This window comes from Streptomyces sp. NPDC002785 (assembly GCF_040295565.1).
Classification (GTDB): Bacteria; Actinomycetota; Actinomycetes; order Streptomycetales; family Streptomycetaceae; genus Streptomyces.
This window is the reverse complement of record NZ_JBEOVN010000091.1, coordinates 1-11434: the sequence shown is the minus strand read 5'-3', so window position 1 is coordinate 11434 and position 11434 is coordinate 1. Positions and strand designations below refer to the sequence as shown.

The following is an 11434-nucleotide window of genomic DNA, read 5'->3' as shown; positions in this document are numbered from 1 at the left end:
CGGGGCCGAGAGCCGGACCGGGCCGAGGTCGACCGGCTTGGACCGACCGGCACAGGGGAGGCGGCGTCGTGGGGCCGCTCTTCGGAGCCCGCTTCACGCACTGGAACATCCAGGTCACCAGTGGCCGGCCGGCCCGATGCGGATCGACGGGCCCGCCCCGTACGGCGCGACGGTCGGTGTCAGCGAGGTGACGGAGTCCGACCGGATCGACGCCCCCGACTTCACCGGCGATCGGCACACCCGGCCGAAGGCGTACGGCAGGCCGGAGCGGTGTGCCCGCCCAGCCTCCACGAGGCGCAGCGGGCACTGGCCGGCTGACGGGGCGGGCGCTGCGGGTCGGTGGTCGGTCCCGTGCCCGCAGTGCCGACTCCATGTCCTGCAGCGCCGATTCGAGCTGCGGACCGACTTCCTTCGACACCTGGTCCAGGTGCTCCCGGGGAACGCGGCGCGGGTTGATCACGGCGTCGTCACGATCACATCCCGTGATCCAGTTGATTGATCTTCAAACCAAATCCTGCTCATAGAGTGAGTAAAACCCGAAGACCCCAGTTCAGAGAGACGGACCGGACCATGCGATCTACCGCCATACGCCGTACCGCTGTTGCCGCCACCGCGGTGTCCCTGGCCCTGCTCGTCACCGGATGCGGTGGCGGCTCGGATTCCGGTTCCGGCGACAAGGGGGCGGATGCCAAGGGCAAGGAGTCCGCCGCCGCGAAGCCGGGCGCCAAGGCGCTGACCGCCGCCGAGCTGGAGAAGGCCGCGCTGGCCCAGGGCGACGTCAAGGGCCACAAGATCGCCAAGGCTGCGGCCAAGGACGAGATCTCCAGTGATGACATCAAGGTCGAGAAGGAGGTCTGCGCCCCGTTCGCCGACGCGCTGATGGGGGCACAGGTCGGTGAGCCCGCGGCGTTCACCAAGCGGACGGTCGTCAGCGAGCCCAAGAAGGGCAGCATGGGCAAGCAGGACGGCGCGGATGCCGAAGACGCGTTCAAGGCGGCATTCGACATCACGACGACGCAGCTGGCCCTCGGCTCGTACGACGGCAAGGGCGCGGAGGAGTCGGTCGCCTCGCTGCGCACCGCCGCCACCGACTGCGCAGGCGGGTTCGACTTCACGGCAGCCGGTGAGAAGCAGAAGGTCAGCAAGATCACCGAGGAGCAGGTCAAGGCCGGGGAGGACGCGGCCGCCTGGACGGTGCAGGTGGAGCAGGGCGGCGAGAAGGTGCAGTTCAAGCTCGTGGCCATGCGTCAGGGCCCCTCGTTCGCCTCGTTCTCCTCGATGAATCTGGCCGCGATGGGCGGGGGAAAGGACTTCGAACTGCCGACCGCGGTGGTCGAGGCCCAGGCCGCGAAGCTGGCATAGGGGCGGCCGCGGCTTGGTGCGTCCCTCGTGGCGGCGGTCCTGTGCCGTGGCCGTGGAGAACCCGGGGAGTGAGGCAGGCCCGCTCGGGCGCCCGAGGTGTCTCCTCGGCCCGGTGCTGGTTCAGGGCAGCGGGACGAGCCGGACCACGGTGACGATCAGGACGGACCCGGAGACGTAATAGAGCACGATGGCCCCGGCGACCGTCGCTTCGCGGCGGTCGCGCTCGCTCTTGACGGCCGACGACCCGTGCCCGTACGGGTCCAGGCCCAGGGTGCGTGCCATCTCGTTCCGGAAGATCTCGCCGTCGCGCATCTTGGCCAGGGTGTCGTCGGCGGGCGGGGCGTAGGAGATACGGAAGCTCAAGCGACCGTCCGCCTTTCGGCCTCGTCCTGCGCCAGCCGGTCCAGGATCTTCTCGGCCTCCGGATCGGGCACGGCCTCCAGCATCCAGTGCCGCATGACGGCCTGGATCTCACCCACCCCGGCGTCATTGATGGCGCGGTCGAACTCCTCGCGTCTCTCCTCGGGCAGAGTGGCCCGGATGTCCGGAATGCTGTTGGGTACGTCGACTTCGGCGCCGCCGACGAAGGTCTTCAGGGGCTCGCCCATGATTGCTCTCCCCGCTCTCCTTGCTCTCTCCGCACGGCCCGTCAGGTCGGCTACGCCCTTGAGCGGGCCGCCACTTGGGTCACGTTAGCGCCAGGGAGGCCCGCAACGGACGCGGAACCCGCGCGATACGTTCGCACCATGACAGGTGCGTCGTGGGACATATTGCTGATCGGTGGAGCGTCCGGCATCGGCAAGAGCCGGGTCGCCGCGCAACTGGCCGATGAGGCCAAGGGATTCGTGGTCGAGTTCGACGACGTGGTCAGCGCCGTCGAGGCCATGACGACGGCCGAACACCACCCCGCCGCCCACCACTTCGACGACATCCCCGACACCGAGCAGCTCACCGTCGAGCATGTACTGAACCTTCAGATCGCCACCGCTCGGGCCCTGGAGCCCGCGGTGCTCGGCGTCGTACGCAACCGCCTGACCGTCGACGTGCCCGCCCTGGTCGAGGGCGACTACCTCACCCCGGCGGCGGCCGCGGCAGCGATCCGCGAGGGGCGGACGGCCGGTCGCCGCGTGCGGGCGGTGTTCCTGCACGAGGAGGACCCGGACCGGATCACCGCCAACTATGCCTCCCGGGAGCCCGGGAGCGGGGTGCAACGGCACCGGGCGCGGGTCAGCGCGGCGTACTCGCGGTGGCTGAGCCAGCAGGCCCGCCTGCACGCCCTGCCCGTCGTCGCCTGCCGCCCCTGGGAGACGCTCGCGGCCCGCATCGGGCGGACGGCCTTCGGCGCGGACTGAAACCTCGTACCGAGGACGCGTGCCCATCCCCGCGACGCCGCCCCCTGATTGCCGGTCGGTCTAAGGTATCCGCGCCGCGCTCAGGGGCGACAACTACGCCGCCAGGGAAGGGATATGCATGGCAAAGGATACTGATCCAGGCGCTCGTGCGGCCGAAAGGGCCGGACTCGGTGAGCACTTCAGTGCCCACCGGTTGTTCCGCCCGACTCCGTTGCCCTATCTGCTCCTTGCCGTGTGTGCGGCCATGCTGATCGCGTGGGTGCCGGCGCTGATCACAGGCGGCGTCGCGGGGTCGCTCATCGTCTTCGGTGTCCTCGCCGCCGACATCGTGGTCTATTGCTGGCTCCAGCCCTCCAAGGGCATCACGCGCGTTGTTCTGTACGAGCACGGACTCCTGCTCACGTCCCCGCAGTGGCGGGATCCCCGTGTCCTGCATCGGGACCAGATCGCGTTGATCCAGACGGCGGAGACACGGAGCGATGTCACCTTCGGCACAGCGGGCCCGGCCACGACCATCACGCCCGGCTACGTAGCCATCTGGCTGCACGACAAGCCCCGGCCGATCGTGATCCGCAAGGCATGGGCGCCCGGCACTCTGCGTCTTGGCCTGGAATACCTGGCCGACGATTACGACAGTGAGTGAACAAACACGTCGTTCAAAGCCACCGGGAGCTGTTACTTACGAGGACAGCCCTTAGCCTGGCTATGTTCACGAGTTTTGGTTCTGGCTCAACTTTTGTGGAGCAGTAACGCTGCGTGCTGCCGACACCCCGCTCACCCGACCCGGGTCCCAGGTGGCGTCCCTCCCGTCCCGGGATCACCGCAGGCGTATTCTGCCCCACGCCCTCAGCTGCGTGCTTGTTGCGAGAGGATGGGGTGGTGATCCGCCACGACCCTGAGATACAGGATCTGTTCCGCCGCTTTTGCGCCCCCGCGCGGCGCTACCTGAAGCTCGGTGGAGCGGTACTTCATATGCCGCGCGAGGAGTACGAGCCGTTCGTTCGTGCTCTGGCCGCTGATGCGAAGGCTGTTTCCGACGCCGAGCTCACCACCCTCTTCGAAGGCAGCTGGCGCGAGCGGCGCACCGCGGCATGGCTCGCCGCCGTCTCGCGCCGTGACCGCTTCCGCGAGCGGCTGGGAGCGCTGCTGCTGGAGAGCGAGGTCTGCTGCGCGGGTGGGGCCTACTGCGTGGCGCTGGCGAGTTTCGGCACGGCACGGGACGCCGACCTGCTCGCCGCTTACCTGGATCGCTACCTGCGTCGGCCCGACCTCGCCTACGACCAGCCGACGGCCATGGGAGCCCTGGCGTACACCGACTCCGTCCTGCACGGCGACCGGGCCAGCCGCCTCCTCCAGGAGGGCGGCCTGTGGCGGCAGTGGTTCCAGGACGCGCCCCACATGCACGGCGATGACGGCATCTCCACCTACCTGGGCGGCATCCGCCTCGCCTGCGCCGTCATCGACGAATGCGCCGACACCTGACCGCATTGGCTTTGTTCACTTCAACGGCTCTGGCTCAACGTCTGTGACGCGGCCACTCTCCGTCACGCCAGTAGGACGCGCTTGCGGAGAAGTTGCAAGCCTGCCCGCCCGAACATCTGGCGCTTGAGCATCTTGATCCGGTTGACATGCCCTTCGACCGCGCCCGAGCTCCAGGGCAGGCTCAATCCGGCGATGACGGCGTCGAGATCGCGGTCGATGCCGGCGGCGAGGGTGTGGAGGCTGGGCAGGTCGTCCTGTCGAACGGCGTCGAGCCACTCCGGGAGACGCTCGCCCTGGCGGTCAGTGAGCATGGTCGCGAAGGACCGGACGTGACGGGTAAGGGCGTCGAGCTCGGGGCACTGGTTGCGGACGGTCTTGAGCCGGAGCTGTTCGTGCTCGGTGAGGGTTTCCGGGCGTCTGAGGATCCATCCGGAGGCCGTTCGGGGCACGGCGGCCGGGCGGTCACAGGTCGTGGTGAGGTGCGCTTCTTGTGCAGGTAGGCACGGACGCGCTGGTAGCTGCCCTTGTAGCCGAGCGGCACGATCTCCTCCCACAGCTTCCACGCGTTGGTGAAGCCCTCGTTCCAGCGGTCGTCCAGGTAGGGCTTGTAGTCGTCGAGGACCGAGATCCGGTTCTGCCACTGGCCGGTGAACAGGTCCTCCGGCGTCGAGGCGTCGGCGAACCGTTTGACCGTGTGCCAGGCCATGCCGAGCTGCCGCTGGACCGAACGCAGGCTGTGTCCTGCCTGCAGGAGTGCGTGGACCGCGGCGTGCCGGGCCCGAGTCCGGTCTGCGAACCGGTGCCCGGTCGGCCACGGCGAACCGGACGGTTCTTCTTGCGGGGTCGACTCAGGCTCGGATTCGGAGGCCGCGGGAACAAGGGCTCGAAGGCGCTGGCGGTGCTGGGCGACTGCCCGCTCGGCGGCCTCGCTCAGGTTGTGCCAGAGGTGCCACCGGTCCGCGACCTGAATGGCCTGCGGAGCACCGGCGGCGGCGCCTTCGGCGAAGAACGGTGCCCGGTCGCGGCAGATGACCTCAACGCCTGGCCGGTCGGCGAGCCAGGCCGCCAGGCTGGACGCCTCCCGGTCCGGCAGCAGGTCGACGGGGCGGCGGCTCTCGATGTCGACGAGGACGGTGCCGTAGTGGCGGCCTTTGCGGTGGCGTACTCGTCGACGCCGACCACCCGCGGCGCGGGGGACCTCGGGATCGGGGAGTGCGTCGACCAGCCGGAGCACCGTGCTGCGGCTGACCGGTACCCCAAGAACGCGGGCGATGCGGGCTCCGGCTCGGCCCGCGAGGGCCAGACCGACCGCGGCCAGGGTGGAGCGCAACCGCTCGGTCCGTTGACCGTGCCGACGTGTCAGGCCAGGTATTTGCTCGACGAAGGAGCGGCGCGCACACCCCGAGTTCCCGCAGGTGAACCGACGGACCCTCAGCTGGAGAACAACGCTTCGGCCACCGCTCGGCACATCAGCGGGAAACCGCAGGTAGGAACCATGCACCCGGTTCGACCAGACTCCGCAGACCGGGCACACGGCGCCGTCCGCGATGCATTGCGCATCAACGCGCACTATCTCGATGTTCACGCGTACCGACAGCACCGCGACGTCCGCGATCGACGGGAACAACAGCTCCTTCAGCCGGAGCACGACTTCTTCCACGGCCCGAACTGTCAGCCCAACTGTCCTGCCCACAGACTATTTTCGGGCGACTTTGCGTACGGCTCGAAGGAGCCTGGCTGTCACTCAGAGTGTCCGCATCACAGAAGTTGAGCCAGAGCCCGAGTTTTGGTTCTGGCACACATTCCGTGAGCGATCTTGAGTCCGGCCTCACCGAACCCCGGTGACGCGTGGTCCGCGCAGCTCACATGACGCGCGCCTCCTGCTGGCGAGAGCCAGCAAGATCTTTCACGGAATGTGTGCCAGAACCGAAACTCGTGAATATCCAGCCTCGTTCTCAAGAACCCCGGCCTCTCGAACCGGTGTCGAAGGTCTGTCCATTCTCGTGGACGAAGCCACTCGCCCTTTGGGCCTCCTGACACCCCTGGTCACTGGCCACTGGGAGAGGGGCAGCCCGCAGCGCGCGCCGCCCGCTCACGCATTTCCTGGGCTTCTGGAACTCCGCTGTATCGGCGGAGGCGTACGCGCATGTCTTGGAGAGCGGCCTGGACTTTCACCGAGCGGATGCCGTCGGCGCAGTCGAGGAAATCGCGCCAGGTGGCCATGGCGCCGTCGACGTCGCCTTGCCGTAGGCGGACGCCGCCGAGGTCGGCGAGGACGATGGCGCGGGTACGGCGGCGGTCGAGGCCGTGGATGTCGAGGGCGAGGTGGAGGTGTTCCTCGGCGGCGTCGAGGTCGCCGAGGCGGGAGAGGATCATGCCGGATTCGTGGGCCCAGCGGCCGGGGGAGTAGTGGGCGGCCCAGGAGTCGCCACCCGCGGCTGCCGGCTTGGCGATGGCGGTCTCGGACCTGGCGAGGTGCTTGGTGGCCATGCGCCGGTCGTCGTCCTGGGCGGCGACGCTGGCGAGGGTGGCCTCGTAATAGGCGACCGCGCGCGGGTTGTCGAGGTGCCGGCCGTATTCGACGCAGGCTTCGCCGAGCTGGACTGCCTCGGCCCGGTAGCCCAGACCGACGCACTGCACGGCCAGCCCCCGCAGTGCGGTCGCCGAAAGCTCCGGATCACCGGCCTCTGCGGCCAGGCGGAACGAGTGCGCGTAATAACGCTGGGCGAGTCCGCGCAGTTCGGGGGTGTCGCCCTCATCCTGGGCCATCCAGCCGGCGAGGTGGACGAGCTGGGAGGTCGCGGCGAACAGCTCGTGGCCAGTGGCCTCGGTGAAGCGGCCCTCCAGCCAGGAGGCTACGTCCTGGGTGAGGTAGCGGACGGCCAGGTGGCGGGCGTGGCCGCCGCCGAGCTCGGAGGCTGAATCGCCGAGGGCCTTCACCATGTGGCGCACGGCCGCCACCTCGCCCTGGCCGACGCGGCCATCACGCGGTCCCTGGACGGTCTGCGGGGGCAGGGCGGCACCAGCCTGGACGGGCTCCACGCCTTCCTCGCCCTGCGCATCCTCGGCGTCATCCCGGCAGCCCGGCTGACCGGCCACGATCTCCTGCTCGTACTGATCAAGCTCGCCGAGAGCCAGGACCCCCTCACAGCCCTCGACACGTTCTTCACCACCGAACCGGCCCCTCATTCCAACCCTGGCGAACGGAGCAGCAATGTCCCTGCCCCTGCTTGAAAGCCCTCTCCAGACCCGGCCCCTCCAGGGCCGCATCGCCCTCGTTACCGGCGGCGTCACTGGCATCGGCGCCGAAATCGGACGGGCACTCGCCACCGCCGGAGCCGCCGTCGCCGTCAACCACCTCGGCCAGGACCCCGACGCCCATGCCCTCCTCGCCGCCTTCGAGCGAGACGGCAGCCCCGGGATCGCGGTGAACGCCGACCTGACCGACCCCGGCGCCGTCCATACCATGACCGACCTCGTCCGCGCCGAGATCGGCCCCATCGACATCCTCGTGAACAACGCCGGCTCCTACCCCCGCGTCCCCTGGCAGGACACCGACGAGGCCGCCTGGAACTACTCCCTCGACGTGAACCTCACCGCCCACTACCGCGTCTGCCACGCGGTGACCTCCGGCATGGTCGAACGCCGCTGGGGCCGCATCGTCAACATCGGCAGCGTCAACGCCCGCGCCGGCCGCACCAACCTCGTCGCGTACAGCACCGCGAAGGCCGGACTCCTGGGCCTGACCCGCTCTCTCGCCCGCGAGCTCGGCCCGTACGGCATCTGCGTCAACACCGTCTTGCCCGGAGCCATCCAAGTCGAGGCCGAGACCGCCATCCCGGCCCAATTCCGGGTCCGCCCCGAGGATCAGATCCAGCGGCAGTGCGTTCCCCGTCGTGGACGGCCCGAGGATGTGGCGGCCCTGGTCGCGTTCCTTGTCGGCCCCTCCGCGTCGTTCATCACTGGGCAATCCGTCCACGTCGACGGTGGCTGGCTGCTGCACTGAGACCGCGCCAACAACCAAGGAGAGAACACCACATGATCGAGCGAGTCCGCGCCGTCCTCGTCACCCCGAACAACACGATGCTGGTCATCCGTCGGACCAAGCCCGGCATCCCCGTCTACTGGGTCCTGCCCGGCGGTGGCGTCGAGGCCACCGACGAGTCCCGGGAGGCCGCCCTCCACCGGGAGATCCACGAGGAGATCGCCGGCAAGGCCGACATCGTCCGACTGCTGCACACACTGGAGACCGACGACGAGCGACAGCTCTTCTACCTTGCCCGCATCGAGACGTGGTCCTTCGACGACCGCACGGGACCCGAGTTCAGCGCCGAAGGCCGGGGCGAATACTCCCTGGAAGAGACGCCGTTGACCGCGGCCGGGATCGACGGCATCAACCTCGAGCCGGAGGAGATCGCGCACGTCCTTCGGGACGCCGTCGATGACGGAACACTCATCGGCGAGGCGACCCTCTGACAGCCGCCGGGGGGGAGCGTCCTGCTGGGTCAGGCGCTCCCCCGGCCTTCGGGGATCAGGCGTGCTGGGTCAGTTGGGTGCTGGGTCAGCGCGTGCGGCTCTCGATATTCGGGACTCGCGGCACCCTTTTCGCGGTGAGTGGCAATTCACGCCTCGACCCGACGCGTCGTGAGGGCACTTGGACCGACCGGCAGTAGGTGTCACTTGAGGCGGCGGGTGCTGGGCCGGGTGTCCCAGCGGTACAGCGTCGCCGCGCGGCGGATGAGCATGCGGAGCGTGACGATCGCTGCGGCGAGGTGGAGGGAGCTGACGGCCCAGAGACGGCCCCAGCGCAGCAACAAGCCCCCTACTCACGGGAAAACCGCAGGTAGGGGGCCTATTCGTGCGGGCTTACTTCCTCTTGCCCTGGTTCTTCACGGCCTCGATCGCGGCCTTCGCCGCGTCCGGGTCGAGGTACGTGCCGCCCGGCTTGATCGGGCGGAAGCCGGCGTCCAGCTCGTAGGCGAGCGGGATGCCGGTCGGGATGTTCAGGCCCGCGATGTCGGCGTCGGAGATGCCGTCGAGGTGCTTGACCAGAGCGCGGAGGCTGTTGCCGTGGGCGGCGATCAGGACCGTGCGGCCGGCCAGGAGGTCCGGGACGATGCCGTCGTACCAGTACGGCAGCATGCGGACGACGACGTCCTTGAGGCACTCGGTGCGCGGGCGCAGCTCCGGCGGGATCGTCGCGTAGCGCGGGTCGTCGCTCTGGGAGAACTCGGTGCCGTCCTCGAGGGCGGGCGGCGGGGTGTCGTACGAGCGGCGCCAGAGCATGAACTGCTCCTCGCCGAACTCGGCGAGCGTCTGCGCCTTGTCCTTGCCCTGCAGGGCACCGTAGTGGCGCTCGTTAAGCCGCCACGAGCGGTGGACGGGAATCCAGTGGCGGTCCGCGGATTCCAGCGCGAGCTGCGCGGTGCGGATGGCGCGCTTCTGGAGGGAGGTGTGCAGGACGTCGGGAAGCAGACCGGCGTCCTTGAGCAGCTCACCGCCGCGGACTGCCTCCTTCTCGCCCTTCTCCGTGAGGTTGACGTCCACCCAACCGGTGAACAGGTTCTTCGCGTTCCATTCGCTCTCGCCGTGGCGGAGGAGGATCAGCTTGTACGGTGCGTCGGCCATGGGTCCGAGCGTAATCGAAGCCGTAAAAGCGCTGCGCGGCCGGTCACAGGGCGGACAGATGGGGCGGGCGGGGGGTGCGCGGAGAGCCGGGGCCGGGTCGATTGACGGTCGGCGTCAATCGACTGGTGGACCGGAATCCGGGATTCGTAATGTTCGGACAACTGCCGGGCCTCTTACCGGCGGTGTCCGTTCCGTACTTCCCTGGGGGGATTCCGTATGTCTGTCGCCGGTCTCAGACGGGCCGCACGCGAATCCGTGTCCGGTCTCCCCAGGGAGTTCTGGTGGCTGTGGACCAGCACGCTGGTCAACCGCCTCGGGGCGTTCGTCGCCACGTTCATGGCGCTCTACCTGACCCTGGACCGGGGCTACTCCGCCTCGTACGCCGGTCTGGTCGTCGCGTTGCACGGGCTCGGCGGGGTCGTTTCCTCGCTCGGTGCGGGGGTGATGACCGACCGGCTGGGCCGCCGGCCCACCATGCTCATCGCGCAGACCGCGACCGCTGTGTCCGTGGCCGTGCTCGGGTTCATGGTCCATCCGGTGGCGATCGCCGCCGTCGCTTTCGTCGTCGGCATGGCCAGCAACGCCTCGCGGCCCGCCGTGCAGGCCATGATGGCCGACATAGTCCGGCCCGAGGACCGGGTGCGGGCCTTCTCGCTCAACTACTGGGCGATCAATCTCGGCTTCGCGGTCTCGTCGGCCGGGGCCGGGTTCGTCGCCGAGTACAGCTATCTCGCCGGGTTCCTCGGCGAGGCCGCGATGACGCTCCTCTGCGCCTACGTCGTTTTCATGAAGGTGCCCGAGTCACAGCCGGAGAAGTCGGCGTTGTCCGGGCGTGCGGTCACCGGCGCGGACGAGGTCCGGCTCTCCACCGTGCTGCGCGACGGGCGGTTCATGAGCGTCGTAGGGCTGTCCTTCGTCATCGCCCTGATTTTCCAGCAGGGGTATGTGGGGCTGCCGGTGGCCATGGGGGCGGATGGTTTCTCCAGCTCCGACTTCGGTACCGCCGTCGCCGTCAACGGTGTGCTGATCGTGGTGCTCCAGATCCCGGTCACCCGTTTCATCCAGCACCGCGATCCGCGCCGGCTGCTCATCGTGTCGTCGCTGCTGGCGGGGTACGGATTCGGGCTCACCGCGTTCGCCGGGTCGGTCGCCGTGTACGCACTGACCATCTGCGTCTGGACGGTCGCCGAGATCGTCAACTCGCCCATCCAGACCGGTCTGGTGGTCCGGCTCTCGCCCGCCCAGGGCCGCGGCCGCTACCAGGGCATGTACACGATGTCCTGGTCGGCTGCGGCGTTGATCGCACCGCTGATGTCGGGCGTGGTGATCGACCGTTTCGGGGCGCAGTGGCTGTGGGGGACGTGTGCGGTCCTGGGGACCGGGGCCGCGCTCGGGTACTGGCTGCTGATGCGGAATCTGCCGGGGGAGGACGGGGCGGCCTTTGAGGGCAGCCGGGTGGCGGAGAGCGGCCGGGGCGCGGAGAGTGCCGGCCCGGTGGGGCCGGGTGCCGACGCCGCTGCGGGACCCGAGCCCTCTGTCGAGCGGATGGGCTGAGGTCACCACCCCGCCGCCGGATCCGCACACGAAGGGCCGCCCCGCGTGGAGCAGCC

The 11434-nt window shown here is 69.2% G+C and carries 13 protein-coding genes and 3 pseudogenes; 9 read left to right on the top strand and 7 right to left on the bottom strand.

The features are described 5' to 3' along the window. Positions 1–47 precede the first annotated feature (47 nt). Together ABTZ94_RS21310 and ABTZ94_RS21305 are read left to right on the top strand one after the other, a co-directional pair. Positions 48–318, top strand: a pseudogene (locus ABTZ94_RS21310) (hypothetical protein); the annotation flags it as partial. A 252-nt stretch (positions 319–570) separates the two neighbouring features. Next, positions 571–1362 carry a hypothetical protein gene (locus ABTZ94_RS21305; RefSeq protein ID WP_351202624.1) on the top strand — a complete coding sequence of 264 codons (792 nt, stop codon included), beginning with the start codon at positions 571–573 and terminating at the stop codon, positions 1360–1362. A gap of 120 nt (positions 1363–1482) precedes the next feature. On the opposite strand, the gene ABTZ94_RS21300 is transcribed toward ABTZ94_RS21305, so the two are convergent. Both ABTZ94_RS21300 and ABTZ94_RS21295 read right to left on the bottom strand, forming a co-directional pair. After that, positions 1483–1725, bottom strand: a complete 243-nt coding sequence (locus ABTZ94_RS21300) for a hypothetical protein (RefSeq protein WP_351202623.1) — start codon at positions 1723–1725, stop codon at positions 1483–1485. Next, the gene (locus ABTZ94_RS21295; RefSeq protein ID WP_351202622.1) at positions 1722–1970 is read right to left on the bottom strand and encodes a hypothetical protein; all 249 of its coding nucleotides are present in this window, start codon (positions 1968–1970) and stop codon (positions 1722–1724) included. Before ABTZ94_RS21295 ends, ABTZ94_RS21300 begins: the two co-directional genes overlap by 4 nt. 138 nt (positions 1971–2108) lie before the next feature. Between ABTZ94_RS21295 and ABTZ94_RS21290 the strand changes: the two genes are divergently transcribed. The 3 genes from ABTZ94_RS21290 (at position 2109) to ABTZ94_RS21280 (ending at position 4196) form a co-directional block, all read left to right on the top strand. Continuing rightward, on the top strand, positions 2109–2714 hold the full coding sequence (locus ABTZ94_RS21290) for a hypothetical protein (RefSeq protein ID WP_351202621.1): 606 nt from the start codon (positions 2109–2111) through the stop codon (positions 2712–2714). A gap of 118 nt (positions 2715–2832) precedes the next feature. Further along, positions 2833–3357 carry a hypothetical protein gene (locus ABTZ94_RS21285; protein ID WP_351202620.1) on the top strand — a complete coding sequence of 175 codons (525 nt, stop codon included), beginning with the start codon at positions 2833–2835 and terminating at the stop codon, positions 3355–3357. A gap of 236 nt (positions 3358–3593) precedes the next feature. Then, entirely contained in the window at positions 3594–4196 is a 603-nt protein-coding gene (locus ABTZ94_RS21280; protein WP_351202619.1) for a DUF6000 family protein, read from the top strand. 62 nt (positions 4197–4258) lie between these two features. On the opposite strand, the gene ABTZ94_RS21275 is transcribed toward ABTZ94_RS21280, so the two are convergent. From ABTZ94_RS21275 to ABTZ94_RS21265, 3 genes and pseudogenes are all read right to left on the bottom strand, one after another. Then, on the bottom strand, positions 4259–4645 hold the full coding sequence (locus tag ABTZ94_RS21275) for a transposase (protein WP_351202618.1): 387 nt from the start codon (positions 4643–4645) through the stop codon (positions 4259–4261). A gap of 398 nt (positions 4646–5043) precedes the next feature. Next, positions 5044–5697: pseudogene (locus tag ABTZ94_RS21270) on the bottom strand (transposase); the annotation flags it as partial. A 545-nt stretch (positions 5698–6242) separates the two neighbouring features. Next, positions 6243–7238: an NsdA family TPR-like regulatory protein gene (locus ABTZ94_RS21265; RefSeq protein WP_502967281.1), complete on the bottom strand. Its 996-nt coding sequence runs from the start codon at positions 7236–7238 to the stop codon at positions 6243–6245. On the opposite strand from ABTZ94_RS21265, the gene ABTZ94_RS21260 reads away from it, so the two are divergent. From ABTZ94_RS21260 to ABTZ94_RS21250, 3 genes are read left to right on the top strand one after another with little or no spacing between them, the layout of a single operon-like run. Next, positions 7140–7430, top strand: a complete 291-nt coding sequence (locus tag ABTZ94_RS21260; RefSeq protein ID WP_351202643.1) for a hypothetical protein — start codon at positions 7140–7142, stop codon at positions 7428–7430. The two genes, ABTZ94_RS21265 and ABTZ94_RS21260, sit on opposite strands and share 99 nt — an antisense overlap. Then, positions 7411–8202: an SDR family NAD(P)-dependent oxidoreductase gene (locus ABTZ94_RS21255; RefSeq protein ID WP_351202617.1), complete on the top strand. Its 792-nt coding sequence runs from the start codon at positions 7411–7413 to the stop codon at positions 8200–8202. Before ABTZ94_RS21260 ends, ABTZ94_RS21255 begins: the two co-directional genes overlap by 20 nt. Before the next feature lie 32 nt (positions 8203–8234). After that, a complete protein-coding gene (locus ABTZ94_RS21250; RefSeq protein WP_351202616.1) occupies positions 8235–8672 on the top strand; it encodes an NUDIX hydrolase in 438 nt (145 codons plus the stop codon). Between the two features lie 200 nt (positions 8673–8872). On the opposite strand, the pseudogene ABTZ94_RS21245 reads toward ABTZ94_RS21250, so the two are convergent. Both ABTZ94_RS21245 and ABTZ94_RS21240 read right to left on the bottom strand, forming a co-directional pair. After that, positions 8873–8974: pseudogene (locus tag ABTZ94_RS21245) on the bottom strand (IS5/IS1182 family transposase); the annotation flags it as partial. 88 nt (positions 8975–9062) lie between these two features. Beyond that, positions 9063–9824 carry a phosphoglyceromutase gene (locus ABTZ94_RS21240; RefSeq protein ID WP_351202615.1) on the bottom strand — a complete coding sequence of 254 codons (762 nt, stop codon included), beginning with the start codon at positions 9822–9824 and terminating at the stop codon, positions 9063–9065. A 216-nt stretch (positions 9825–10040) separates the two neighbouring features. Between ABTZ94_RS21240 and ABTZ94_RS21235 the strand changes: the two genes are divergently transcribed. Then, positions 10041–11378, top strand: coding sequence for an MDR family MFS transporter (locus ABTZ94_RS21235; RefSeq protein ID WP_351202614.1), 1338 nt, complete (start codon positions 10041–10043; stop codon positions 11376–11378). Positions 11379–11434 lie beyond the last annotated feature (56 nt).

Bases quoted from the DNA above. Each gene is read 5' to 3' on its own strand.
- ABTZ94_RS21305 (WP_351202624.1), top strand. From the start codon at position 571: ATGCGATCTACCGCCATACGCCGTACCGCTGTTGCCGCCACCGCGGTG.
- ABTZ94_RS21295 (WP_351202622.1), bottom strand. From the start codon at position 1,970: ATGGGCGAGCCCCTGAAGACCTTCGTCGGCGGCGCCGAAGTCGACGTA.
- ABTZ94_RS21290 (WP_351202621.1), top strand. From the start codon at position 2,109: ATGACAGGTGCGTCGTGGGACATATTGCTGATCGGTGGAGCGTCCGGC.
- ABTZ94_RS21285 (WP_351202620.1), top strand. From the start codon at position 2,833: ATGGCAAAGGATACTGATCCAGGCGCTCGTGCGGCCGAAAGGGCCGGA.
- ABTZ94_RS21255 (WP_351202617.1), top strand. From the start codon at position 7,411: ATGTCCCTGCCCCTGCTTGAAAGCCCTCTCCAGACCCGGCCCCTCCAG.
- ABTZ94_RS21250 (WP_351202616.1), top strand. From the start codon at position 8,235: ATGATCGAGCGAGTCCGCGCCGTCCTCGTCACCCCGAACAACACGATG.
- ABTZ94_RS21240 (WP_351202615.1), bottom strand. From the start codon at position 9,824: ATGGCCGACGCACCGTACAAGCTGATCCTCCTCCGCCACGGCGAGAGC.
- ABTZ94_RS21235 (WP_351202614.1), top strand. From the start codon at position 10,041: ATGTCTGTCGCCGGTCTCAGACGGGCCGCACGCGAATCCGTGTCCGGT.